25 protein-coding genes are annotated in these 25,324 nt (G+C 62.3%); 10 read left to right on the top strand and 15 right to left on the bottom strand.

The features are described from left to right. Positions 1-571 precede the first annotated feature (571 nt). Positions 572-1,771, bottom strand: coding sequence for a tyrosine--tRNA ligase (tyrS, locus tag HU766_RS16170; protein ID WP_033703018.1), 1,200 nt, complete (start codon positions 1,769-1,771; stop codon positions 572-574). A 217-nt stretch (positions 1,772-1,988) separates the two neighbouring features. On the opposite strand from tyrS, the gene HU766_RS16165 reads away from it, so the two are divergent. After that, positions 1,989-3,407 (top strand): peptidoglycan DD-metalloendopeptidase family protein, encoded by a 1,419-nt coding sequence (locus HU766_RS16165; protein ID WP_186658753.1) that lies wholly within the window; start codon positions 1,989-1,991, stop codon positions 3,405-3,407. Positions 3,408-3,410: 3 nt separating this feature from the next. Continuing rightward, positions 3,411-4,502, top strand: coding sequence for an anhydro-N-acetylmuramic acid kinase (locus HU766_RS16160; protein WP_186658750.1), 1,092 nt, complete (start codon positions 3,411-3,413; stop codon positions 4,500-4,502). A 58-nt stretch (positions 4,503-4,560) separates the two neighbouring features. Here the strand turns inward: HU766_RS16160 and erpA are convergent, their stop codons facing one another. Both erpA and argC read right to left on the bottom strand, forming a co-directional pair. After that, a complete protein-coding gene (gene erpA / locus HU766_RS16155; RefSeq protein ID WP_033703332.1) occupies positions 4,561-4,911 on the bottom strand; it encodes an iron-sulfur cluster insertion protein ErpA in 351 nt (116 codons plus the stop codon). Between the two features lie 145 nt (positions 4,912-5,056). Next, on the bottom strand, positions 5,057-6,091 hold the full coding sequence (gene argC, locus HU766_RS16150; protein ID WP_033703021.1) for an N-acetyl-gamma-glutamyl-phosphate reductase: 1,035 nt from the start codon (positions 6,089-6,091) through the stop codon (positions 5,057-5,059). A 141-nt stretch (positions 6,092-6,232) separates the two neighbouring features. Here argC and hemJ point away from each other — a divergent pair, with 141 nt between their 5' ends. The 6 genes from hemJ (at position 6,233) to HU766_RS16120 (ending at position 10,658) form a co-directional block, all read left to right on the top strand. Further along, on the top strand, positions 6,233-6,658 hold the full coding sequence (gene hemJ, locus HU766_RS16145; RefSeq protein WP_027594415.1) for a protoporphyrinogen oxidase HemJ: 426 nt from the start codon (positions 6,233-6,235) through the stop codon (positions 6,656-6,658). A 26-nt stretch (positions 6,659-6,684) separates the two neighbouring features. Then, the gene (locus tag HU766_RS16140; RefSeq protein ID WP_033703022.1) at positions 6,685-7,641 is read left to right on the top strand and encodes a nitronate monooxygenase family protein; all 957 of its coding nucleotides are present in this window, start codon (positions 6,685-6,687) and stop codon (positions 7,639-7,641) included. 67 nt (positions 7,642-7,708) lie between these two features. Further along, positions 7,709-8,491, top strand: coding sequence for an SDR family oxidoreductase (locus HU766_RS16135; RefSeq protein WP_047583853.1), 783 nt, complete (start codon positions 7,709-7,711; stop codon positions 8,489-8,491). Positions 8,492-8,555: 64 nt separating this feature from the next. Then, complete coding sequence (locus HU766_RS16130; RefSeq protein WP_033703025.1) at positions 8,556-8,894, top strand: histidine triad nucleotide-binding protein; 339 nt, start codon at positions 8,556-8,558, stop codon at positions 8,892-8,894. A gap of 65 nt (positions 8,895-8,959) precedes the next feature. Next, positions 8,960-9,607: a 2-polyprenyl-3-methyl-6-methoxy-1,4-benzoquinone monooxygenase gene (coq7, locus tag HU766_RS16125; protein WP_027594411.1), complete on the top strand. Its 648-nt coding sequence runs from the start codon at positions 8,960-8,962 to the stop codon at positions 9,605-9,607. 10 nt (positions 9,608-9,617) lie between these two features. Next, complete coding sequence (locus HU766_RS16120; protein WP_186658747.1) at positions 9,618-10,658, top strand: DUF2157 domain-containing protein; 1,041 nt, start codon at positions 9,618-9,620, stop codon at positions 10,656-10,658. Between the two features lie 40 nt (positions 10,659-10,698). Here HU766_RS16120 and HU766_RS16115 read toward each other — a convergent pair whose 3' ends face one another. Beyond that, positions 10,699-11,121: an OsmC family protein gene (locus tag HU766_RS16115; protein ID WP_027594409.1), complete on the bottom strand. Its 423-nt coding sequence runs from the start codon at positions 11,119-11,121 to the stop codon at positions 10,699-10,701. Positions 11,122-11,312: 191 nt separating this feature from the next. Between HU766_RS16115 and crp the strand changes: the two genes are divergently transcribed. After that, positions 11,313-11,957, top strand: a complete 645-nt coding sequence (gene crp / locus HU766_RS16110; RefSeq protein WP_033703333.1) for a cAMP-activated global transcriptional regulator CRP — start codon at positions 11,313-11,315, stop codon at positions 11,955-11,957. Here the strand turns inward: crp and HU766_RS16105 are convergent. The 4 genes from HU766_RS16105 to HU766_RS16090 form a co-directional block, all read right to left on the bottom strand. Beyond that, a complete protein-coding gene (locus HU766_RS16105; RefSeq protein ID WP_186658744.1) occupies positions 11,954-12,658 on the bottom strand; it encodes a lipoate--protein ligase family protein in 705 nt (234 codons plus the stop codon). The two genes, crp and HU766_RS16105, sit on opposite strands and share 4 nt — an antisense overlap. Positions 12,659-12,734: 76 nt before the next feature. Further along, on the bottom strand, positions 12,735-13,568 hold the full coding sequence (trpC, locus tag HU766_RS16100; RefSeq protein WP_186658741.1) for an indole-3-glycerol phosphate synthase TrpC: 834 nt from the start codon (positions 13,566-13,568) through the stop codon (positions 12,735-12,737). Further along, on the bottom strand, positions 13,565-14,614 hold the full coding sequence (gene trpD, locus HU766_RS16095; protein WP_033703029.1) for an anthranilate phosphoribosyltransferase: 1,050 nt from the start codon (positions 14,612-14,614) through the stop codon (positions 13,565-13,567). Before trpD ends, trpC begins: the two co-directional genes overlap by 4 nt. 9 nt (positions 14,615-14,623) lie before the next feature. Continuing rightward, entirely contained in the window at positions 14,624-15,217 is a 594-nt protein-coding gene (locus HU766_RS16090) for an aminodeoxychorismate/anthranilate synthase component II (protein ID WP_033703030.1), read from the bottom strand. 373 nt (positions 15,218-15,590) lie between these two features. On the opposite strand from HU766_RS16090, the gene estP reads away from it, so the two are divergent. Then, the gene (gene estP / locus HU766_RS16085; protein ID WP_186658738.1) at positions 15,591-17,480 is read left to right on the top strand and encodes an esterase EstP; all 1,890 of its coding nucleotides are present in this window, start codon (positions 15,591-15,593) and stop codon (positions 17,478-17,480) included. Between the two features lie 37 nt (positions 17,481-17,517). On the opposite strand, the gene trpE is transcribed toward estP, so the two are convergent. The 7 genes from trpE to HU766_RS16050 form a co-directional block, all read right to left on the bottom strand. Further along, complete coding sequence (gene trpE, locus HU766_RS16080) at positions 17,518-18,999, bottom strand: anthranilate synthase component I (RefSeq protein ID WP_186658723.1); 1,482 nt, start codon at positions 18,997-18,999, stop codon at positions 17,518-17,520. A 70-nt stretch (positions 19,000-19,069) separates the two neighbouring features. Continuing rightward, the gene (locus HU766_RS16075) at positions 19,070-19,888 is read right to left on the bottom strand and encodes a phosphoglycolate phosphatase (protein WP_033703034.1); all 819 of its coding nucleotides are present in this window, start codon (positions 19,886-19,888) and stop codon (positions 19,070-19,072) included. Next, positions 19,885-20,559 carry a ribulose-phosphate 3-epimerase gene (gene rpe / locus HU766_RS16070; RefSeq protein ID WP_033703334.1) on the bottom strand — a complete coding sequence of 225 codons (675 nt, stop codon included), beginning with the start codon at positions 20,557-20,559 and terminating at the stop codon, positions 19,885-19,887. The genes HU766_RS16075 and rpe overlap by 4 nt, the downstream gene beginning before the upstream one ends. 161 nt (positions 20,560-20,720) lie before the next feature. After that, complete coding sequence (locus tag HU766_RS16065; protein ID WP_186658720.1) at positions 20,721-21,548, bottom strand: ABC transporter permease; 828 nt, start codon at positions 21,546-21,548, stop codon at positions 20,721-20,723. A gap of 11 nt (positions 21,549-21,559) precedes the next feature. After that, positions 21,560-22,807, bottom strand: a complete 1,248-nt coding sequence (locus tag HU766_RS16060) for an ABC transporter permease (protein ID WP_186658717.1) — start codon at positions 22,805-22,807, stop codon at positions 21,560-21,562. 66 nt (positions 22,808-22,873) lie between these two features. Next, on the bottom strand, positions 22,874-23,908 hold the full coding sequence (locus tag HU766_RS16055; RefSeq protein WP_033703037.1) for an ABC transporter substrate-binding protein: 1,035 nt from the start codon (positions 23,906-23,908) through the stop codon (positions 22,874-22,876). A gap of 40 nt (positions 23,909-23,948) precedes the next feature. Then, positions 23,949-25,073: an ABC transporter ATP-binding protein gene (locus HU766_RS16050; RefSeq protein ID WP_033703038.1), complete on the bottom strand. Its 1,125-nt coding sequence runs from the start codon at positions 25,071-25,073 to the stop codon at positions 23,949-23,951. Between the last annotated feature and the right edge of the window lie 251 nt (positions 25,074-25,324).

Below are 25,324 nucleotides of genomic sequence, written 5' to 3'. Positions count from 1 at the left end.
ATACTGCTTGGGTTTTTAAGAAACCCTAAACTTGGCTCAGCAATCTCAAATGACTATGTGATTTCTCGCATGGTCACTTGTGATGCTGATAATCTTTGTGACTATCAGTCCGTACTCACAAGCACCCACACGAATTGCTTGATTCAATTTGTTAAAGAGCGGTTGGTTAAGAGCTTTTCGTCTCAACCGAGGCGCGCATTCTACGCTTTCCTCATTTGCTGTCAAGCGTTTATTTTGAAGTTTTTTGCGAGAAACTCGTTTAGCTTCAAACACTTGACTCGCTGCGATCTCTCGTAGCGGGAGGCGAATCATACAGCGTTTAGAAGCGCTGTCAACCACCATCTTAACCGCTGACGATCTTTCGATCGAAGCACTTCAAACTTCGTCTTGACTATTTAACTCGTTGAAACTCAAGGAGTTTTTCGTTCCGACTACGCTGGAAGTGGGGCGCATTATAAGGGGATTCGAAACCGCGTCAACCCTTAATTCCAATAAACTTTGATATCGCTGAAAAACAAAGCGGGGAGGCCTTCCGGCCTCCCCGCTTCTATATAGCTACACCACCAGGCAATCACTCCGCCTTGAGGGTAACCCGGCCAAACGCCTTCTTGCCCGCCTGACACACATGGGTAGCACCCAGCGCAAACACGAAGTCGCGATCAACCACCGCACCATCAACCTTGACCGCGCCGCCATTAAGCAGATCGCGCGCCATTGCCGAGTTCTTCACCAGGCCGGCACGGTTCAGCACCGCAGCAATCGGCAAGTCTTCAGCCGCAGCAACCTCGATCTCAGGCAAGTCTTCCGGCAGCTCGCCCTCTTTCATACGGTTGCCCGCCGCACGGTGGGCGTTGGCAGCAGCCTCTTCGCCATGGAAACGCGCAACAATCTCTTCCGCCAGCTTGATCTTGATGTCGCGCGGGTTCGCGCCATTGGCAACATCAGCACGGAACTGGTCGATCTCCTCCATCGAGCGGAAGCTCAGCAGCTCGAAGTAACGCCACATCAGCGTGTCAGGGATAGACACCAGCTTGCTGTACATCACCCCAGGCGCTTCCTGGATACCCACATAGTTACCCAGCGACTTGGACATCTTCTTCACGCCGTCGAGCCCTTCGAGCAGCGGCATGGTCACGATGTTCTGCGCTTCCTGGCCGTAGGCGCGCTGCAGCTCGCGCCCCATGAGCAGGTTGAATTTCTGGTCGGTACCGCCCAGCTCTACGTCCGCTTTCAGCGCTACGGAGTCATAACCCTGCACCAGCGGGTAGAGGAACTCATGGATCGCGATCGGCTGATTGGTGGTGTAACGCTTGTCGAAATCATCGCGCTCGAGCATGCGCGCCACGGTGTACTGCGACGCCAGGCGGATGAAGTCGGCCGGGGTCAGCGTGTCCATCCAGGTGGAGTTGAACGCAACCTCGGTCTTGGCCGGGTCGAGAATCTTGAACACCTGCTGCTTATAGGTCTCGGCGTTGTCCAGCACCTGCTCGCGAGTCAGCGGCGGACGCGTGGCGCTCTTGCCGCTCGGGTCACCGATCATCCCGGTGAAGTCACCGATCAGGAAGATGACCTGGTGGCCCAGCTCCTGGAACTGGCGCAGCTTGTTGATGAGCACGGTGTGCCCCAGGTGCAGGTCAGGCGCGGTCGGATCGAAACCTGCCTTGATACGCAGAGGCTGGCCGCGCTTGAGCTTCTCCACCAGTTCCGACTCGACCAATACTTCTTCCGCACCGCGCTTGATAAGCGCCAGCTGCTCTTCAACCGACTTCATAGACAGACCCGCAAGGCTCAGATTCAAGGGGAGCCAACCATACAAGATCGGCCATCAAATACAAGTTTCGCAATAGAATGTGACCCGCAGGCAGCCTTGCGGCGTCTACGCGCCCTTGCGTGAAAATGGATTTGGTTATATTTTATACAGTTATTTCATCTTCATCATGTCATTCATCTTTTCCATATTCACTTTTCTTCAAAAAGTCACCTTACCTATGACCAACGAACCGCCTAAAGCGCCCCCGCTTTATCCGAAAAGCCATCTGTTGGCCGCCAGCGGCATCGCCGCCCTGCTCAGCCTGGCCCTGCTGGTATTTCCTTCCAGCGAAGTCGAAGCCAAGAAAACCACCCTCAACCTCGAACTGGAAAGCCCGGTCGAACAATTGAAGGAGGAGTCCAAGGCCGCCCCACTCGTACACGCTGAGGCAGAGCAAGGCTCGCCGTTCGCCCAGATCGATGAAGCCGACACGGCTACCCAGAAGGCGGAGCAACAAACGCCTGCGCCAGAACCTGTCGCCGAAGCCAAGCAGCCTGGCCACCGCGAAGTCACCGTAGCGCGGGGTGACACCTTGTCTACCCTGTTCGAAAAAGTCGGCCTGCCAGCCAGCGCAGTCCATGAAGTACTGGCCAGCAACAAGCAGGCGAAACAGTTCAGCCAGCTCAAGCACGGCCAGGTGTTGCAGTTCGAACTCGACAAAGACGGCCAACTGACCAACCTGCACAGCAAAGTCAGCAACCTCGAAACCATTCGCCTGACCAAAAGCGCCAAGGGCTACAGCTTCAACCGCGAAATCAGCAAGCCTGTGGTCCGCACGGCCTACGCCCACGGTGTGATCAAGAGCTCCCTGTCGGCCTCTGCACAGCGTGCCGGCCTGTCGCACAGCCTGACCATGGACATGGCACGGGTGCTGGGCTACGACATCGACTTCGCCCAGGACATCCGCCAGGGTGACGAATTCGACGTGGTGTACGAGCAGAAAGTCATGGATGGCAAGGTGATCGGCACCGGTAACATCCTGTCCGCTCGCTTTACCAACCGCGGCAAGACCTACACCGCCGTGCGCTACACCAACAAACAGGGCAATACCAGCTACTACACTGCCGACGGCAACAGCCTGCGCAAAGCGTTCATCCGCACTCCGGTGGATTTCGCCCGCATCAGCTCGCGCTTTTCCGCTGGCCGTAAACACCCGATTCTGAACAAGATCCGCGCCCACAAAGGCGTTGACTATGCCGCCCCGCGCGGCACACCGATCAAGGCTGCCGGTGACGGCCGCATCGAGCTGGCTGGGCGCCGGGGTGGCTACGGTAATACCGTGATCATCCAGCACGGCAACCGCTACAAGACCCTGTACGGTCACATGCAAGGCTTCGCCAAAGGCATCAAGACCGGCGGCTCGGTCAAGCAGGGCCAGATCATCGGCTACATCGGCACCACCGGCCTTTCCACCGGGCCGCACTTGCATTACGAGTTCCAGGTCAACGGCGTGCACGTCGACCCGCTAAGCCAGAAAGTGCCGATGGCCGACCCGATCGCCAAGGCCGAACGTTCACGCTTCATGCAGCAGAGCCAGCCACTGATCGCCCGCATGGATCAGGAAAAGGCCACCATGCTCGCTGCGAACAAGCGCTGAGTCATGGCGCTTTATCTGGGGGTGATGTCCGGTACCAGCCTCGATGGCCTGGACATCGCCCTGATCGAACAACGCGAGCAGCCAGCACTGCTCGCTACTCATTACATCCCCATGCCCGCCGACCTGCGCCAGGGCCTGCTGAGCCTTTGCGCCAGCGGCCCTGACGAGATTGCGCGCGCCGCCCTGGCCGAGAACCGCTGGGCCAGCCTGGCAGCCGAAGGCATTGGCCACTTGCTCGCAAGCCAGGGGCTTGCGCCAAGCGCCATCCGCGCCATCGGCAGCCATGGCCAGACCATCCGCCACGAGCCTGCTCGTGGCTTCACCGTGCAGATCGGCAACCCGGCACTGCTTGCCGAGCTTACCCAGATCAGCGTGATCGGCGACTTCAGACGCCGCGATGTGGCCGCTGGCGGGCAAGGGGCACCCTTGGTACCGGCATTTCACGAAACACTGTTCAGCCATCTGGGCCAACGGCTCGCCGTGCTCAATGTGGGGGGGTTCAGCAACCTCAGCCTGATTGCCAACGACACGCCGGTGCATGGTTTCGACTGCGGGCCAGGCAATGTGTTGCTGGACGCCTGGATCGAGTTCAAGCGCGGCCAGCACTACGACGCTGACGGTGCCTGGGCAGCCAGTGGCGAGGTGATCGAAGCGCTGCTTGCAGCCCTGTTGAGCGACCCGTTCTTTGCCGGCGCCGGCCCCAAGAGTACGGGGCGCGAGGTGTTCAACCTGGCGTGGCTGCAAGGGCACCTGAGCAAACTGCCGCCCTACCGTGACCAGGATGTGCAGGCGACCCTGCTGGAGCTGACCGCTCGCAGCATCATCGACTCACTGCGCAACGCTCAGCAGGGCACCGAGGCGCTGCTGGTGTGCGGTGGCGGGGCCCGCAACGGGGCATTGATGCGCCGGCTCGCCCAGCTGTTGCCGGGCGCCCAGGTGGCCAGCACTGCGGCCCATGGCGTCGACCCGGACTGGGTAGAGGCCATGGCCTTCGCCTGGCTGGCCCATTGCTGCCTGGAAGGTATCCCAGCCAACCGCCCGAGTGTGACGGCTGCCCGCGGCTTGCGCGTGCTCGGCGCCATCTACCCGGCGTAACGCCCGGGCACAATGCAAAACGCCGCGCAAATGCGCGGCGTTTTCGTACAGCCCGTGATCAGATCGAGAACGAAGAACCACAACCGCAGGTGGTGGCGGCGTTCGGGTTCTTGATGACGAAGCGCGAGCCTTCCAGACCTTCCTGGTAGTCCACCTCGGCACCCGCCAGATACTGGAAGCTCATCGGGTCGACCACCAGCGACACGCCTTCACGCTCGACGATGGTGTCATCCTCGGCCACATCTTCATCGAAGGTGAAACCGTACTGGAAGCCCGAGCAGCCACCGCCGGTCACGAATACCCGCAACTTCAGACGCTCATTGCCTTCCTCGTTGACCAGGGTCTTCACCTTGTGGGCTGCCCCTTGGGTGAATTCCAGACCGGTAGGGGTGAAGGTTTCGACGCTCATGCTGATTCTCCCGGCGCAGTTGCCGCCATAAAACTCGATGACGCGCATTATCCGCTTCTCCGAGAAAATTGGTCAAGAATTGTGCGGCTTTAGTCGCGCCCACAAAAAGGCCCGCACTCGGCGGGCCTTGTGCCAGCTTGTGCCCTTATGGGAGCAGGCCCGCGTGGGACAGGCCCATGCGCTCATCCAGGCCGAACAGGATGTTGAGGTTCTGCACCGCCTGGCCCGAGGCACCTTTGACCAGGTTGTCGATGACCGAAAGCACCACCACCAAGTCACCCCCTTGCGGGCGATGAACGGCAATACGGCAGACGTTGGCACCGCGCACACTGCGGGTTTCCGGGTGGCTACCGGCCGGCATCACATCCACGAACGGCTCATCGGCGTAACGCTTCTCGAACAGCGCCTGCAGATCGACCGAAGTATCAACCACGGTGGCGTACAGGGTGGCGTGGATGCCGCGGATCATGGGCGTCAGGTGTGGCACGAAGGTCAGGCCGATGTCCTTGCCCGCCGCCAGGCGCAAGCCCTGGCTGATTTCCGGCAGGTGGCGATGACCTTTGACCGCGTAAGCCTTCATGCTTTCGCCAGCCTCGCAGAACAGCGAACCCACCGCCGCACCCCGCCCGGCGCCGCTGACGCCCGACTTGCAGTCGGCAATCAGGCGCGATGGGTCGGCCAGGCCGGCCTCCAGCAATGGCAGGAAGCCCAGCTGGGTTGCCGTCGGGTAGCACCCCGGCACTGCAATCAGGCGAGCCTGGCGGATTTTCTCGCGATTCACTTCAGGCAGGCCGTAGACGGCGTCCTTGAGCAGCTCCGGCGCGCCATGAGGCTGGCCGTACCACTTGCCCCATTCGGTGGCATCCTGCAGGCGGAAGTCGGCCGACAGGTCGATCACCTTGGTTCCGGCCGCCAGCAGTTCGCCGGCCAGGGCGTGGGCAACGCCGTGGGGCGTTGCAAAAAACACCACATCACACGCCGCCAAGGCTTTGCTGTCCGGCACACTGAACGCCAGGCCGTCATAGTGGCCGCGCAGGTTCGGGTACATGTCAGCTACCGCCACGCCCGCTTCGGAGCGCGAAGTGATGACCGCCACTTCGGCCTGAGGATGCTGTGCCAGCAGACGCAACAGCTCGACGCCGGTGTAACCCGTGCCGCCGACGATACCGACCTTGATCATAACGCTTGCCCCTTATCAACGAGCCCACTGGAAAGCGCACGATAATAGGGGTGCAAGCCGCCTGTAACAACTCTTCGGGTGACCCTTCGGGCGCTTGACCACTACTATCTGACGACCGTGAAAACCTGAAGGAACTCCTCAATGCTTTACCTATGGATCAAAGCGCTACATATCGTCAGCGTGGTCTGCTGGTTCGCCGGCCTGTTCTACCTGCCCAGGCTGTTCGTCTACCACGCCCAGAGCCAGGACAGCATCAGCCAGGACCGCTTCGTGACCATGGAACGCAAGCTGTACCGCGGCATCATGAACCCGGCCATGATCGCCACCTATGTGTTCGGTGCCTGGATGCTCTACCTGACTCCGGGCTGGCTGAGCCAAGGCTGGTTGCATGCCAAGCTCACCCTGGTGATTCTGCTGACCGGCTACCATCACATGTGCGGTGCCCAACGTAAACGCTTCGCCAGCGGCGCCAATACCCGCAGCCACGTCTACTATCGCTGGTTCAACGAAGTCCCGGTGCTGTTCCTGCTGGGTATCGTAATTCTCGTGGTGGTCAAACCGTTCTGACGGTAACCCCCTACAGGAGCCTTGCCATGTCATTGCCCGCCTCGCTCGAACAACGCCTGCGCCTGCCCGTGGTCGCCGCACCGATGTTCCTGATCTCCAACCCCAGGCTGGTCCTGGCCTGCTGCGCCGCTGGCGTGGTCGGCAGCTTCCCGGCCCTGAACCAGCGCGACAGCGCAGGGTTCAAGGCCTGGCTCGAGGAGATCGAGGCCGGGCTTGCCCAACTGCAAGCACCGGCACCCTATGCCGTGAACCTGATCGTGCACCCGACCAACCCTCGCCTGCAGGCGGACCTTGCCCTGTGCGTGGCGCACAAGGTGCCGATCGTCATCACCAGCCTGGGCGCGGTGAAGGAGGTAGTCGATGCCGTGCACAGCTACGGCGGGCTGGTGTTCCACGATGTCACCACCCGCCGCCATGCCGAGAAGGCCGCCGAGGCCGGTGTGGATGGCCTGATCGCAGTGGCGGCGGGCGCTGGCGGCCATGCCGGTACCTGGAGCCCATTCGCCCTGGTGGCCGAGATCCGGCAGTTTTTCGACAAGACCCTGCTGCTGGCGGGCTGCATCAACCACGGCCATGAGGTCCTGGCGGCACAACTACTGGGTGCCGACCTTGCCTACATGGGCACCCGCTTCATCGCCACCACCGAAAGCCAGGCCCAGGCTGCCTACAAGCAGATGCTGCTCGATGCCCATGCCGTCGACATCATCCACACCCCGGCAGTGTCCGGCATCCCGGCCAGCTTCCTGCGGCCGAGCCTGGAACAGGCGGGCTATGACATGAACGCACTCACGCATGGCCATGAACCGGGCAAGCTCAAACCGATCGACGACGAAGCCAAGGCCTGGAAAACCGTATGGTCGGCAGGCCAGGGCGTGGGCGATATCCATGACCTGCCTAACGCCAGCGCACTGATCGAACGCCTGCAAAGCGAGTACCGGGAAGCCCTGGATCGCTGCCAGGGTATTCGCGCCCAGGCCTTGTAGCAAAAGGCAACACCTTGCCCGGCCAAGCTGTACACTAGGCGCCCTCTTCAGCCCCAGGAGCCTTTGCATGACCCGTTACGCCATGATCACTGGTGCTTCCAGCGGCCTGGGCCTGGCCCTGGCGGAAGCGCTGGCACGGCGCGGGCGCAACCTGATCCTGGTGGCACGCCAGCGCGAGACGCTGGAGCCGGTGGCCATCGAGCTGACCCAACGCTTCGGTGTCGAGGTACTGTTCCGAGCCTGCGACTTGAGCCAGCCCCTTCGCCTGTCGGGCTTCGTGCTCGAACTGGAGGAAGGCGAGCGGCGTATCGACCTGCTGGTCAATTGCGCAGGCCTGCGCACCTATGGGCCGTTTCTGGCCCATGAGTGGGCCGACGAGCAGGACCTGCTGGAGGTCAATATCCTGGCCATGAGCCGCCTCTGCCATGCCATCGGCAACCTGATGGCAGTCCAGGGCGGCGGGCAGATCCTCAATGTGGCGGGCCTGGCCGGTGTCGCGCCGGGCCCCTGGATGGCGGCCTACGCGGCCAGCAAAGCCTATGTGCTGAGTTTCTCCCAGGCGCTGCGCGAAGAGCTCAAGCGCACTGGCATCAAGGTCTCGGTGCTATGCCCAGGCCCCGTGCGCTCATCGCGCCGGCGCATTCCTCGGCTCGAAGGCAGCACCCGCTGCCTCAGCCCCGAAGAAGTGGCGCTGTACACGGTGCGCGCCCTGGACAAGAACCGCACACTCATCACCCCCGGCCGGCGCAATCGCTGGCTGGCATTTGCGCCGCGCCTGCTGCCCCGCTGGCTGGTGCGCAAGCTCGCTGGGGTGATCCATCGCCGCTACTGCCCGGTCGGAATGGAATAGCCACTGGGCGAGCGGCGCCCGGCTGAGTACACTCGGCCCGGACCCTCACCATGGAGCAAGTGCTGTGGACGATTTATTCACCAGGATCATCAACCGGGAAATCCCGGCGAAGATCATTTACGAGGACGACCAGGTTCTGGCGTTCCACGATATCGCCCCCCAGGCGCCCGTGCATTTTCTGGTCATCCCGAAAAAGCACATCCGCACCCTCAATGACCTGACCGAAGAGGACAAAGGCCTGGCCGGTCACATCCTGTTCACCGCCCAGCGTCTGGCCAAGGAACTTGGCTGCGAAGAGGGCTTCCGCGTGGTCATGAACTGCAACGAACTGGGTGGGCAGACCGTCTACCACATTCACATGCACGTGCTTGGCCAGCGCCAAATGCACTGGCCGCCGGGCTGATCCAGGGCAAGCGACCCTTGCGCTATTGCGGTAAACTGTCGGGCACACTCTTGCGGAGGTGCCCGATGGCTACCGAACGTCACTACTCGCCGCTCGACCGCTTGTTGCTGCAGGCCGATACCGCCATGCGCACCTTGCTGCCCTTCAGCGGCCAACCGTCCCGCCCATCCCCGGCCATCGTCCAGCCGGATGCCGACCTGGATGACGCCCAGAGCCGCCACATTGCCGGCCTCATGCGCATCAACCATACCGGCGAAGTCTGCGCCCAGGCGCTGTACCAAGGCCAGGCACTGACCGCCAAACTGCCCCAGGTACGCAAAGCCATGGAGCACGCCGCCGAAGAAGAAATCGACCACCTGGCCTGGTGCGAACAGCGCATACGCCAGTTGAATAGCCACCCAAGCGTGCTCAACCCGCTGTTCTACGGCATGTCGTTCGGCATTGGCGCGCTCGCCGGCCTGGTCAGCGACAAGGTCAGCCTGGGCTTCGTCGCCGCCACCGAGCATCAGGTGTGCAAACACCTGGACGAACACCTGGAGCAGATTCCGCACGAGGACGAAAAGTCTCGCGCCATTCTCGAACAAATGCGCATAGATGAAGAGCAGCACGCCGAGTCTGCCCTCGAGGCGGGCGGCTATCGTTTTCCAGCCCCAGTGCGTTTCGGCATGAGCCTGCTGGCCAAGGTCATGACCAAGAGCACCTACCGTATCTGAAGGTAAACCCATGACGGAACGATTCAGCGCCAAGGACCTGGCGCGCGCCGTGCACGCCGGCATCCTCCAGCCGGGCCAGGATCAAGCCCTGCTGCAGTTTCTACGCCAGCAACCGGCAACGCGCGGCAGCTTCCAGCTAGCGCACGTCGCGTTCTACTTCGGCGCCTTGCTCATCATGGGCGCCATGGGCTGGCTGCTCACCGAAGCCTGGATGCAGATCGGCGACTGGGCACTGCTGGCCATCGCCACGCTGTACATCCTCTTGTTGACGCTCTTCGCCCTCAACCTGCAACGGCGCGCACAATCGGTAGCCGCCGGCGTGCTGGCGGCGGTCGCGGTGAGCATCGTGCCGCTGGCGGTGTTTGCCATCGAGCGTCTGGTCGGCTGGTGGCCACTGGATGACAGGCAATCGGCCTATCACCAGTACTACACCTATGTGCAGGGCGGCTGGTTGTTGATGGAGGCCGCCACGGTGGTCGCCGGGCTGCTGATGCTGCGGCTGATCCCCTTCCCGTTCATCGTGATGCCGATCGCCGTGGCGCTGTGGTTCATGTCGATGGACCTCAGCGAGTGGTTCTTCGGTTCGCCGTTCAGCTGGGAGCAACGGCGCGAAGTATCGCTCTGGTTCGGCCTGGGGATGCTGCTGGTATTCCTGGTGGCGGACGGCCGCACCCGTGAGGACTATGCCCACTGGGGCTATCTGGCCGGGCTCGCGGCGTTCTGGGGTGGGCTGACCTTGGTGGACAACGGTAGCGAGCTGGGCAAGGCCCTCTACTGCCTGATCAATATCGGGCTGATGGCCATCGCCGTGCTGTTGCGCAGGCCGGTGTTCATGGTGTTTGGGGCGTTGGGGGTGGCGGCTTATCTGGGGTATCTGTCTTACGAGGTGTTTGCCGAGTCGCTGCTGTTCCCGGTGGTGGTGACGTTGATCGGGCTGGGGGTTATCTGGCTGGGGTTGGCTTATCAAAAGCGGCGGGAGCGGTTGAGCCAGGCATTCAGAAACGTAGTACCGCAGTGGTTGCAAGTTGCCCTTCCGGCACTGCGCAACTGAAGACAGCCGGGGCTGCAACGCAGCCCCGAACATTTCGGACTCAACCCAACTCTACGATCTCGTAGCCGTGGGTGATCTCGACGCCCGCGCGCTCCAGCATGATCGACGCAGAGCAGTATTTCTCGGCCGACAGCTCAACTGCCCGCTTGACCTGGGCCTCTTTCAAGCCACGGCCCTTCACCACGAAGTTCATGTGGATCTTGGTAAACACTTTCGGGTCTTCGCTGGCGCGCTCGGCTTCCAGGAATGCCTCGCAGCTCTCCACCGCCTGGCGCGACTTCTTCAAGATGCTGACCACATCGAAGCTGCTGCAGCCACCCAAGCCCAGCAACAGCATTTCCATCGGGCGCACGCCCAGGTTTCGGCCACCAGCCTCAGGCGGGCCGTCCATCACGACGACATGCCCGCTCCCCGACTCGCCGAGGAACATCGCGTCACCGGCCCACTGGATACGTGCCTTCATCTACCTGGACTCCTTATTTTCGGAAAAGGGTGTCAGCTTAGACCTTGTGTGGCTGTCGGAAAAGCTCGAGACGTGACGGTTTAGTACCGAAACATCCTGTAGTGTCTGATAAGCTGGCGCCAAATGACTGGCGCTTGCCGCCAGACACTTCCTACAAGAAGCCTATGTGTCGTATCGAACAGGATTTCGTGATGGTTGCCTCAGCCCTACCCGCCAAGATCAAGAATATCGACAAACTGCTGGTGCACTGCCAGCGCCGCCGCTACACCGCCAAGAGCAACATCATCTGCGCCGGCGATCGGGCCGAAACACTGTCGTTCATCATCAAGGGTTCGGTGACCATCCTCATCGAGGACGACGACGGTCACGAAATGATCATCGCCTACCTCAACAGCGGTGATTTCTTTGGCGAGCTGGGGCTTTTCGAACCCGTGGAAGGCGAGCAGCAGCGCAGCGCCTGGGTCCGCGCCAAGACCGAATGTGAAGTGGCAGAGATCAGTTACGACAAGTTTCGCGAGCTCTCACGCCAGGACCCAGACATCCTCTACGCCCTGGGTGGCCAGATGGCGCAGCGCCTGCGCAATACCACGCGCAAGGTCGGCGACCTGGCCTTCTTCGACGTGACCGGCCGTGTCGCCCGCTGCCTGCTCGAGCTGTGCAAGCAACCCGATGCAATGACCCACCCCGACGGCATGCAGATCAAGATCACCCGCCAGGAGATCGGCCGCATCGTCGGCTGCTCGCGTGAGATGGTCGGCCGCGTCCTCAAAGACCTTGAGGAGCGCAGCCTGGTGCAGGTAAAGGGCAAGACCATGGTGGTCTACGGTACCCGTTAGTCCTTGGGCAGGTCTGCAAGCACCTTGGCATAGGCCTGTGAGAGGCGCTCGAACCAGGGCGCTGAGGGCGCAACTTCGTGCAAGGCGATATGCGCATCGGCGCGGCAGCGCTGATCCAGTTCGCAGCACTCGTTGAAGCGGTTGACGGCCGCGACCATCGACTCACGCTCGTTATCCAGCAACAGTGCGCCATGCACCAACACCACCGGGCGTTTTCCGCCCAGCCCCTGGCGCCAGCGCTGGGCCGTGCCGACCAGTTTGCGGCCATTGAGGTTGACGTTGTAGCGACCATCGCAGAACGCCCCGTCGATCTCGCCCACCGAAGCCACCCCGCCCCACTCGCGTAGCACCTCGCACAGCGGCAGGCACAGGCGTTCGTAGGCATTCTCGATACGCCCATGGTCACCTTCGCTGCGCGGTGCCACGTACACCAGTGCCACATTCACCGTGGCATGCGATTGCGGCACCGGCTCACCGCCCGTCTCGCGCAACAGCACCGGCCAGCCGGCAATCGCAAGCTCGGCACAGGCGGCTTCGAAATTGTCCAGGCGGCTCATGCGGCGCGGCATGACCAAGGCATGATCAGTCGGGCGCCAGAACAGCACACCGAATTCGCGCTCGCCGCGGCAGACCGCGGCCAGCAGGTCCTGCTCGGCATGCAGGCCTTGTTCAACAGTCAGTGCCAGGGGTTGATCGGTCATTGATCCACCTTTGATGTGATTGTTCACGATGCAGCCATTGCCCACAAAAAAGCCGGCAAAAGCCGGCTCGTCTTGGTCAGTCCAATGGCTGAACAGTCTTCTTCACCTGTTCCGGGAAGAACAGCCGCTGCAGTTCAAGCCCCGGTTGCTCGGCGCGCATGAACGCCTCGCCCACCAGGAACGAGTAAACCTCGTTGATTGCCATCAGCTCGACATCAGCACGGTTGAGAATACCGCTTTCGGTAATGGCCAGGCGCTCGCGCGGAATACGCGGCAGCAGGTCGAGCGTGGTCTCCAGGCTGACCTCGAAGGTGTGCAGGTTGCGGTTGTTGACGCCGACCAGCGGGGTATCAAGGGTGTTCAGCGCGCGCTCCAGCTCATCGCCGTCATGCACTTCGACCAGCACATCCAGGCCGACATCCTTGGCCGTGGCGGCCAGCTCGGCCATCTTCACGTCATCCAGCGCCGAGACGATCAGCAGCACGCAGTCGGCGCCCAGCGCCCGTGCCTCGACAATCTGGTAGGGGTCGATCATGAAGTCCTTGCGGATCACCGGCAGCGAAACTGCGCTGCGGGCCTGCTGCAGGTACGCATCAGCGCCCTGGAAGTAATCCACATCGGTCAGCACCGACAGGCAGGTCGCCCCGCCCTTCTCGTAGCTGACGGCGATGTCCGCCGGCACGAAGTGCTCGCGGATCACGCCCTTGCTCGGCGATGCCTTCTTGATTTCGGCAATGACCGCAGGTTGCTTGCGCTTGGCCTGCTCGATCAGCGCATTGGCAAAGCCACGGGGGGCGTCGGCGGCCTTGGCCAGGCGCTCCAGCTCGGCCAGGCTGACCCGGGCACTGCGCTCGGCCACTTCCTCGACTTTGCGGGCGAGGATCTTTTCCAGCACGGTCGGTACGCTCATGCTTCGTTCTCCAGCTTGAATACGGCGGTGAAGGCACCCAGTTCCTGCAGTTTTTCCCAGGCAAGCCCTGTATGCAGCACGTCGTGGGCAAGTTCCACGCCCTGCGCCAGGGTCATGGCATGATCAGCGGCATACAGCGCAGCGCCAGCATTGAGCACAATCATTTCGGCCGCCTTCTGGCCGTTCTCGGTCTTGCGCCGGCCCAGTGCATCACGAATCAGCTCGTAAGAGGCCTGCGGGCCGTCGACGGCCAGGCCGTGCAGGCTCTGGCTCTTCATGCCGAGGTCTTCGGGCTCGACCCAATATTCAGTGATCTCGCCCTTCTTCAGCTCGGCAACGAAGGTCGGCGCCGCCAGGCTGAACTCGTCCAGGCCGTCCTTGGAGTGCACCACCAGTACATGCTTGCTGCCCATGCGCTGCAGCACTTCGGCCAGCGGGCGGCACAGTGCCTGGTTGAACACGCCGACCACCTGGTGCTTCACACCGGCCGGATTCGTAAGCGGGCCCAGCATGTTGAACAGGGTACGCAGGCCCAGGTCGCGACGCGGGCCAGCGGCGTACTTCATTGCCTTGTGATGGCTTTGCGCAAACATGAAACCGATGCCCAGGCTGTCGATGCAACGGGCGACCTGCACCGGGGTCAGGTTCAGGTAGATGCCGGCCGCTTCCAGCAGGTCGGCGCTGCCGCTCTTGCCCGAGACCGCGCGGTTACCATGCTTGGCCACCGGGCAACCGGCTGCGGCCAGGACAAACGCCGACGCCGTGGAAACGTTGAAGATGTTGGCGCCATCGCCGCCGGTGCCAACGATATCGACCACGCCATCGAGGCTCTTCAGCTCGACCTTGTCGGCCAGCTCACGCATCACCGAAACCGCACCGACGATCTCGTCGATGCTCTCGCTTTTCATGCGTATGCCCATCAGGAAGGCACCGATCTGCGCCTCGCTGCATTGGCCGGTCATGATCTGACGCATGACGTCGCTCATTTCTTCAGTGGACAGGTCCAGATGGCCGACGATGCGGCTCAGCGCGCTCTTGATATCCATGTTCGATCCTTAGCGGCGGCCGCCGGTCTGCTTGAGGAAGTTGGCGAACAGCTCGTGGCCCTGCTCGGTGAGGATGGATTCGGGGTGGAACTGCACCCCTTCGATGTTCAGCGTCTTGTGGCGCAGGCCCATGATCTCGTCGACCGCGCCGTCGGCATGAGCGGTCCAGGCAGTGACTTCCAGGCACTCGGGCAGGGTTTCACGCTTGACCACCAGGGAGTGGTAGCGGGTAACGGTGAGCGGGTTGTTGAGGCCGGCGAATACGCCCAGGTCGCGGTGCAGCACCGGGCTGGTCTTGCCGTGCATCACCTGACGGGCGCGCACTACGTCGCCGCCAAACGCCTGGCCGATGGACTGGTGGCCCAGGCACACGCCCAGAATCGGCAGCTTGCCGGCGAAATGCAGGATCGCCTCGATCGACACACCCGCCTCGCTCGGCGTGCACGGGCCGGGGGAGACAACGATGCGCTCCGGGTTGAGGGCTTCGATTTCAGCGAGGGTCATTTCGTCATTGCGAATGACCTTGACCTCGGCACCCAACTCGCCCAGGTATTGAACGACGTTGTAGGTGAATGAGTCGTAGTTGTCGATCATCAGTAACATCGGGCTAAACCTCTTGAATCTACTGACTTTAGAATACGAACCTTGCTACACCGCCCGCAGCATGGCATTGCCACGAAGAGCATTCGGAAACGGATAAGAAGGCAAACAGAAACGGGCCGGGCTGGCCGGCAGGAGATAAAGTCAGGCGCGCCAACGCCAACGGGCGTGGGCCTTGATTACGCGCATCAAGAGTTTGCTGACGATCAACACAGGATAGGTCTCGCTCATACGTCCCCGCACAGTAGCCTACCGGGACGACGGGCGCAATATGCCTGTAAACACTGGGAAACGAATGGACTTGGGAGACAAGCGCCACGATTTGCTAAGGTCGATCGGGTAGTGCTCATAAAAACAATGAAAAGGATGTTCCCAGATGCGAAAAGCTCCATTGTTGCGTTTTACCCTCGCCACATTGGCCCTGGCCTGCAGCCAGGCGTTCGCCGCACCCTCCCCTTACTCGACCCTGATCGTGTTTGGCGACAGCCTGAGTGATGCCGGGCAGTTTCCGGACCTGACCGGTGGCACCGCAGGCATGCGCTTTACCAACCGCGATGCCGATGGCAACTATGCACCGGTATCGCCGATGATGCTCGGCGGTCGGCTGGGTATCTCCCCTGACGAACTCAACCCTTCCACGTCAGTGGGCATCCAGCCTGATGGCAACAACTGGGCGGTGGGTGGCTACACGACGCAGCAGATTCTCGATTCGATCACTACAACGTCCGAGACGGTCATTCCGCCAGGCAACTTTGGTGCAGGCGCGGTACTGCGAGACCGCCCTGGTTATCTGGCCAACGGCCTACGTGCCGACCCGAATGCACTCTATTACCTTACCGGCGGCGGCAACGACTTCCTTCAGGGCCTGGTAAACAGCCCCGCCGACGCTGCAGCTGCTGGAGGACGCCTGGCCGCCAGCGCCGAGGCTCTGCAACGGGGTGGCGCACGCTACATCATGGTCTGGCTATTACCCGACCTGGGCCAGACGCCAAACTTCAGCGGCACCCCACAGCAAAACCCGCTGTCGCAGCTCTCCAGCGTGTTCAACCAGTCGCTGCTCAATCAGCTCGGGCAGATCGACGCCGAGATCATCCCACTGAACATCCCCGTTCTACTGGGTGAGGCCTTGGCCAGCCCCAGTCAGTTCGGCCTGGCCAGCGGCCAGAACCTGGTCGGCACCTGCTACAGCGGCAACAGCTGCGTCGAAAACCCGGTATACGGCGTCAACGGCACCACCCCCGACCCGACCAAGCTGCTGTTCAACGACTCGGTGCACCCGACCATTGCCGGCCAGCAGTTGATTGCCGACTACGCCTACTCGGTCATCTCCGCACCGTGGGAGCTGACCCTGCTGCCGGAAATGGCCCACGCCAGCCTGCGCGCCCACCAGGACGAACTGCGCAACCAGTGGCAAACACCCTGGCAAGCCGTGGGGCAGTGGCAGGCATTCGTTGCCACCGGTGCCCAGGACCTGGACTTTGACGGCCAGCACAGCGCGGCCAGCGGCGACGGCCGTGGCTACAACCTGACGCTGGGTGGCAGCTATCGCGTGAACGATGCCTGGCGCCTGGGCCTGGCGGGCGGCGTTTACCGGCAGAAACTGGAGGCAGGGGAACAGGACTCGGACTACAAGCTCGACAGCTACCTGGCCACCGCTTTCGCCCAATATCGCCAGGATCGCTGGTGGGCAGATGCCGCGCTGACTGCCGGCCACCTGGACTACAGCGACCTCAAGCGCACCTTCGCCCTCGGCGTGAATGACCGCAGCGAGAAAGGCGATACCGACGGCGAGGCTTGGGCGCTGACGGGTCGGCTGGGCTATAACCTGGCCGCCGAGAGCAGCCCCTGGCAACTGGCGCCGTTCATCAGCGCCGATTATGCCCGGGTCAAAGTCGATGGCTATGACGAAAAGAGCGGGCGCTCGACCGCGCTGGGCTTCGATGACCAGGAGCGCACCTCCCGCCGGTTGGGCATCGGGCTGCTAGGCAGTGTGCAAGTGGCTGCGAGTACCCGGGTGTTTGCCGAGGTCGCTCAGGAACACGAGTTCGAGGATGACCAGCAGGATGTGACCATGCACCTGACGACGTTACCGGCCAACGACTTCACCCTGACCGGGTATACGCCGCATAGCGACCTGACCCGGGCCAGCGTGGGGCTGAGCCATGAGCTGGTGGCGGGGGTGCATGTGCGGGGGAACTACAACTGGCGCAAGAGTGATGAGTTGAAGCAGCAGGGGGTGAGCTTGGCGGTGAGCGTGGACTTCTGAATTTTGGGGCCGCTTGGCGGCCCCAAAAACCCATCACCTACTTGGCAGATGTCTGCTCAGCCAAGGCCACCGCACGGAACATCGCCCGGCGCTTGTTGATGGTTTCTTCCCATTCCAGCGCCGGCACCGAGTCCGCCACGATGCCGCCACCCGCCTGCACATGCAGTTCGCCGTCCTTGATGACCGCGGTACGGATGGCAATCGCGGTATCCATGTTGCCGTTCCAGGCAAAATAGCCCACCGCGCCACCGTAAACGCCCCGCTTGACCGGCTCCAGCTCGTCGATGATCTCCATCGCACGGATCTTCGGTGCACCCGACAGGGTCCCGGCCGGCAAAATCGCGCGCAATGCGTCCATCGCGGTCAGGCCCTCGCGCAACTGCCCGGTGACGTTGGAAACGATGTGCATCACGTTGGAGTAACGCTCGATCACCATCTTCTCGGTCAGGCGCACACTGCCCGTCGCCGACACACGGCCCACGTCGTTGCGGCCCAGGTCGATCAGCATCAAGTGCTCGGCGATTTCTTTCTCGTCCGACAGCAGGTCGTCTTCCAGGGCACGGTCCGCTTCCTCGGTAGCACCGCGCGGGCGGGTGCCGGCAATCGGGCGCACGGTGACCAGGTTGTCCTCGACCCGCACCAGCACTTCGGGCGAACTGCCGACCACATGGAAGTCGCCGAAATTGAAGAAGTACATGTACGGCGTCGGGTTGAAGCAGCGCAAGGCACGGTACAGGTCGATGGGCGCCGACTTGAAGTCGATCGACATGCGCTGGGACGGCACCACCTGCATGCAGTCACCCGCCAGGATGTACTCCTTGATGCGGCCAACCGCGTTTTCGTAATCCTCGCGGGTATAGCTGGAGCGGAACTCCGGCTCGGCCGCCTGCGGGCCGCTCAGGTCCAGGCCCCGGCGCGGGGTGATAGGCTGGCGCAATGTCTCCAGCAACCCTGCCAGGCGTGCCTTGCCTTGTTCGAAAGCCTGTTCCTCGGCCGGGTCTACCAGCACGATGGCGTGCATCTTGCCGGCCAGGTTGTCGAACACCACCACGGCGTCGGACACCATCAGCAGGATATCCGGCACACCCAATGGGTCCGGGTTCGGGCTTGCACCCAGGCGCTTCTCCACATAGCGCACGCAGTCATAACCGAAGTAGCCGACCAAGCCGCCATTGAAACGTGGCAGGCCAGGGATATCGGCGACCTTGTAACGGTCCTTGAACGACTCGACGAAGGCCAGCGGGTCGTCGACGTCATGGCGCTCTACCTCGACGCCATCCTGCAGGATGCTCACCTGATAACCATGCACGCGCATCACGGTGCGCGACGGCAGGCCGATCATCGAGTAACGGCCCCATTTCTCCCCGCCCTGTACCGACTCGAGCAGATAGGAGTTGGGCTGATCAGCCAGTTTCAGGTAGATCGACAGCGGCGTGTCGAAGTCGGCCAGGGTTTCACAGGCCAGGGGGATGCGGTTGTAGCCGGCAGCGGCCAGGCGCAGGAATTCTTCGCGGGTCATGAGTAGCCTCGTGGCAAGCAGCAATAGGGTCAGGCAAACGGACGGGCCGGCAGGCGCCGGCGGGCAGAAGTCAGGCGCGCCAACGCCAACGGGCCAGGGCCTTGATGACTTTCATCCAGAATTTGCCAGTAACCGCCACGGTGGACTCTCTGTCTTGTGAGGCTTGAAGGTCCGCCAACGTTATCCCAGTGGCCGGGTCTGCGCAACCGGGCAGCAGCGCACGCAGATCGTCGATCACAAGGTTGGGCGACTCGTCGTTGATCGGCCGGCCATGGTTGTAGCCGTAGGTCAGGCCCACGCACTGCACACCCGCGGCCTTGGCGGCCAGGACATCGCTGCGCGAATCGCCGACGAACAGCGACTGTTGCGGCGTGACGCCGGCCATCTGCATGACGAACAGCAACGCTGCGGGGTCGGGTTTCTTTTGTGGCAGGGTGTCGCCGCCGATGATCCAGCGGAAGTAGCGGCCGATCTTCATCTGGTCCAGCAGCGGGGCAACAAAGCGCTCGGGCTTGTTGGTGATCAGCGCCATCTCCACGCCTTGCTTGCGCAACCAGCGCAAGGTGTCTTGCACGCCGGGGTAAACCACGGTCAGTTCGTGGCTTTCGGCATAGGCATCCATGAACAGCGCCAGGGCCTGGTCGGCAAGCGCATTGTCCACCGACGCGTGCTCGATACCCCCTGCCAGCGCACGGCGCACCAGCACCTGAGCACCGTTACCCACCCAGTGGCGCACCGCATCAAGGCCTGCCGGCGGGCGCCCGAGTTCGAGCAGCATGCGGTCCACGGCGGCGGCCAGGTCTGGCACGGAGTCGATCAGGGTACCGTCCAGATCGAACATCACCAGCCTGGGCAGCGTCCCCGGGAACAGCTGCTCGAAGCCGCTCATGGGCGGGCCTGAGCCAATTCGGCGCGCATCTTGGCGATGACTTCCTGGTAGTCCGGGGCATTGAAGATTGCCGAGCCGGCGACGAAGGTGTCGGCGCCAGCGGCGGCGATTTCGCGGATATTGTTGACGTTGACGCCACCGTCGATTTCCAGGCGGATATCACGGCCGCTGGCGTCGATCAGCGCACGCGCCTCACGCAGTTTGTCCAGGGTGCCGGGGATGAACTTCTGCCCGCCAAAGCCTGGGTTGACGCTCATCAGCAGGACCATGTCGACCTTGTCCATCACGTACTTCAGGGCATCCAGGCTGGTCGCCGGGTTGAACACCAGGCCGGCCTTGCAACCGCCGTCGCGGATCAACTGCAGCGAGCGGTCGATGTGCTGGCTGGCTTCCGGGTGGAAGGTGATGTAGGTGGCGCCGGCTTCGATGAAGTCACCGATGATACGGTCAACCGGGCTGACCATCAGGTGCACGTCGATCGGCGCGGTCAGGCCGTACTTGCGCAGGGCGGTGCAGACCATCGGGCCGATGGTCAGGTTGGGTACGTAGTGGTTGTCCATCACATCGAAGTGAACGATGTCGGCACCAGCGGCCAGCACCTTGTCGACGTCCTCGCCCAGGCGGGCGAAATCGGCGGAGAGAATGGAGGGGGCAATAGCGTAGGGCTGCATGGCGCACCTGTAGGGCAGAATCACGGTGGCGCGCATTGTAACTCAGGCAAACGGATAGAGGCTGATTGGTATCAATCCGTGTCGACGAGGTGCTCCAGCCTGTACCGGCCTCTGCGCGGGGCAAGCCCGCATCCACAAGGCCGGTACAAGCAATACAGGGATCAGCCCGGCTGCTGGGTCCTCAACTTCTCGCTACGCCCACGCAGCCACTCCAGGGTCAACAGCAGCACCACCGAAAACGCGATCAGCAAGGTCGCCGCCGCCGCAATCGTCGGGCTCAGGTTTTCGCGAATACCACTGAACATCTGCCGTGGCAGGGTTGCCTGCTCCGGCCCTGCAAGGAACAACGTCACCACCACCTCATCGAACGACGTCGCGAAGGCAAACAGCGCCCCCGAGATCACCCCCGGCGCGATCAACGGCAGGGTCACCCGGCGGAACGCCAGCAGCGGCGAGGCACCCAGGCTGGCAGCGGCGCGTACCAGGTTGTAGTTGAAGCCCTGCAATGTCGCCGACACGGTGATGATGACGAACGGCACACCCAGTACCGCATGCACCAGAATCAGCGAGGTAAAACTGTTGCCCAGCCCCAGCGGGGCGAAAAACAGGTAACTGGCCACACCAATGATCACCACCGGCACCACCATCGGCGAGATGACCAGCGCCATCACCAGCGACTTGCCCGGGAAATCGCCCCGGGTCAGGCCGATCGCCGCCAACGTACCAAACACCATGGCCAGCACCGTGGCCGCCGGGGCGACGATGATGCTGTTCTTCAACGCCCGCATCCACTCGGCAGAGCCGAAGAAGTCCTGGTACCACTGCAGCGAAAAGCCCTGCAGCGGGTAAACCAGGAAACTGCCACTGTTGAACGACAACGGCACGATCACCAACACCGGCAATATCAGGAACAGCAGAATCAGGCCGCAAAGAACGCGCAGGCTGTAGAACCAGACCCGCTCCACGGGTGACATGTATGGGCTCAGCATGACAAGGCTCCTCAGCTCAGGCGCAGGCGGCTGGCGCCGACCAGCCAGCTATAGATCAGGTACAGCAACACGGTCGCCAGCAGCAACAACCCACCCAGCGCGGTCGCCATGCCCCAGTTGATGCTGGTGTTGGTATAGAACGCCACGAAGTAGCTGACCATCTGGTCGTTCGGGCTGCCCAGCAATGCCGGGGTGATGTAGTAGCCAATGGCCAGGATGAACACCAGCAGGCAACCCGCGCCAACCCCGGCGTAGGTCTGCGGGAAGTACACCCGCCAGAAGCTGGCGAACGGATGGCAACCCAACGAGATGGCCGCGCGCATGTAGCTGGGCGAAATGCCCTTCATCACGCTGTACAGCGGCAAGATCATGAACGGCAGCAGGATATGCACCATGGAGATGTACACGCCGGTGCGGTTGAACACCAGTTCCAGCGGTTGATCGATAATGCCAATAGCCATCAGCGCACTGTTGATCAAGCCGCCCGACTGCAGCAGCACGATCCATGCGGCCACCCGCACCAGGATCGAGGTCCAGAACGGCAGCAGCACCAGAATCATCAGCAGGTTGCTCTGCCGGGCCGGCAGGTTGGCCAACAGGTAGGCCAGCGGGTAGGCCAGCACCAGGCAGATGGCGGTAATCACCACACCCATCCACAGGGTGCGGGCAAAGATATCCAGGTAGATAGATTGGTCGGGCGTGGCCTTGGCCAGCTCGCCGAGGTCATCGATACGGTGGTCGAGCGATGCCAGCAGGTAGAACGAGGTGACCGTGCTGGTGTTGCGGCGGATCGCCTGCCAGTAGGCCGGGTCACCCCAGCGCTCATCGAGGGTCTGCAACGCTTCTTTATAGGAGGCCGGTTCAGCCTTGAACGGCAGCGCCCGGGCGGTCTTGGTCAACAGGCTACGGTAGCCGGCCAGCTCCATGTTCAACCGCTTGGAGAGGTCGCCCAGGGTCTGCTTCTTGCGCGACTCGGCCAGGTCCTGGCTCAGTGCCTTGTACACGTCTTCGCCGGGCAAACTCTTGCCGTCCCACAGGGACACCGCTTCGACGGTACGCGGCAGGCCGGCGACCACCTCTGGGTTGCCGACGCTCTTGTACAACAGCGCTGCGATCGGCACCAGAAACACCAGCAGAAGGAACAGCGCCAGCGGCGCGATCAACGCCTGCGCCTTCCAGCGGTTGACCCGCTCGGCGTGCTTGAGGCGCTGCTTGAGACTAGGACCTGCGCCTTCGTTGAGGGGCACTGCAATGGCCATGGCGAACTCCGCAAAACAGGTAAACGGGAAGCGCCAGTGCAAGCCCTGGCGCTCCGACGAGGCGCTTTACTTCTTCGCCGCCCAGGCGTTGAAGCGTTGCTCGAGCTGCTCGCTGTTGTCGGCCCAGAAGGCCACGTCGATCTGCACCTGGTTGGCGATGTTCTCAGGCGTGGTCGGCATGTCTTTCTTCACCTCGTCCGACAGCAGGCTGACGGCCTTGGCGTTGGCCGGGCCGTAGGCGATGTTCTCGGAGTAGATTTTCTGTTGCTCGGGCTTGACGCTGTAGGCGATGAATTTCTTCGCCTCTTCGGCGTTCTTGGCGCCTTTTGGAATGGCCCAGGCATCGAAGTCGTAGATGCCGCCGTTCCACACCACCTTGAGGTTGCTCTCTTTCTGCACGGCGGCAATCCGGCCGTTGTAGGCCGAGCTCATGACCACGTCACCCGAGGCCAGGAACTGAGGCGGCTGGGCACCGGCTTCCCACCACTGAATGCTTGGCTTGAGTTCGTCGAGCTTCTTGAAGGCACGGTCCTGGCCTTCTTTGGTAGCCAGCACCGTGTACACGTCCTTGGGCGCAACGCCGTCGGCCATCAAGGCGAATTCCAGAGTGTACTTGGCGCCCTTGCGCAGGCCACGCTTGCCCGGGAACTGCTTGGTATCCCAGAAGTCGGCCCAGCTGGTAGGCGCAGTCTTGAGCTTGTCGGCGTTGTAGGCCATTACCGTGGACCAAACGAAGAAGCCTACGCCGCAGGGCTGGATGGCGCCGGGGACGTAGTCGGCTTGATCACCGAACAACGCCGGGTCGAGCTCTTCGAACATGCCCTCGTCGCAACCGCGCGACAGTTCTGGCGACTCTACTTCCACCAGGTTCCAGGACACACTCTTGGTGTCGACCATGGCTTTGACCTTGGCCATTTCGCCGTTGTACTCGCCGGCGACGATCTTGCCGTTACCCGCCTTCTCCCACGGCTCGTAGAACGCTTTGGTCTGGGCGGCCTTGTTGGCGCCGCCGAAAGAGATCACGGTCAGGTCGGCCGCCATGGCCTGGCCAGCGGCGAACAGCCCCAGGGCCAGGGCGGTCAGTTTCAACTGCTTGCGCATTATTATTCTCTCCACAGTACAGGGTTGGTGAAGCAATCCATCAATGGGCTTCGGCAATCGGATCGAGCGCGCGGGCGTGCTCCACCTCCCAGCCCAGCGGTACCACATCGCCCACGGCCAAGGCCGGGTCGAGCTCGGCGATCGGCTGCTTCACGAAGAAGTCGGCCTTGCCACAGACTTCCAGGCGCACCCGTACGTGGTCGCCCAGGTAGATGAACTCGGCCACACGGCCAGAAAAGCGGTTGACGCAGCTTTCACTGTGGCCATTGAGGCGCACACGCTCCGGGCGGATCGACAAAGTCACCGGCTCGCCGGCCTGGCCGACATTCACCGCCAGCGCTTCGACCCGTTCGCCCCGCGCCAGCTGCACCTGGCAACGGTGGCCATCGCTGGCCAGCAAGGTGCCGTTGATGCGGTTGTTCTCGCCAATGAAGTTGGCCACGAAGGTGTTGCACGGCTGTTCATAGAGGGTGCGAGGGTCGGCGATCTGCTGAATTTCGCCCTGGTGGAACACCGCCACCCGGTCAGACATGGTCAGCGCCTCGCCCTGGTCGTGGGTCACGTAGACCACGGTTACACCCAGGCGCTGGTGGATATGCTTGATCTCCATCTGCATGTGTTCGCGCAGTTGCTTGTCGAGCGCGCCCAGCGGTTCGTCCATCAGCACCAGTTGCGGCTCGAACACCAGGGCACGGGCCAGGGCCACCCGCTGTTGCTGGCCCCCCGACAACTGGCCGGGGTAGCGCTTGGCGAAGGCGTCGAGCTGGACCATGCTCAGCACACGCTTCACCCGCTCGCTGATGTCGGTCTTGCTGAGGTTGCGCACGCTCAGCGGAAAGGCCAGGTTCTCGGCCACGGTCATGTGCGGGAACAGCGCGTAGTTCTGGAACACCATGCCGATGTCACGCTTGTGCGGCGGCACGTTGTTGATCGAGCGCCCGGCCAGCTGGATTTCGCCAGCGGTGGGGGTTTCGAAACCGGCCAGCATCATCAGGCTGGTGGTCTTGCCCGAGCCGGACGGGCCGAGCAAGGTAAGGAACTCGCCCTTGCGGATGTCCAGGTTGAGGTTTTTGACGATCAGCGACTCGCCGTCGTAGCTCTTCTGCACACCACGGAAGCTGACCAGCGTTTCGCTGGTTGCAGCGTTCGAATTCGCCTCGCTCATGCCTGCACCTTCTTGTTTGATGACTGCGTAGGCAAAGACTAGACAAGACGCAAGTGCCCGAAAATCGGGGGTACTGAGAGAATGCCATCATCCAGATGGAAGATTCGTTGTAGGGATTGCCCTACAAGGATGGCGGGTTTGGAATAGACCCCAGGCACACCACTTCACCTTGTGGGAGCGGGCTTGCCCCGCGAATGCGCCACCCCGGGCAATGAGGTTGAGCTTGCCGGCCCTTTCGCGGGGCAAGCCCG

The sequence above is a fragment of the Pseudomonas sp. SWRI77 genome (assembly GCF_014269105.1).
In the GTDB taxonomy this organism is placed as follows: domain Bacteria; phylum Pseudomonadota; class Gammaproteobacteria; order Pseudomonadales; family Pseudomonadaceae; genus Aquipseudomonas; species Aquipseudomonas capeferrum.
The sequence above is the reverse complement of the archived record's forward strand: the minus strand, read 5'-3'. Positions and strand labels throughout refer to the sequence as shown.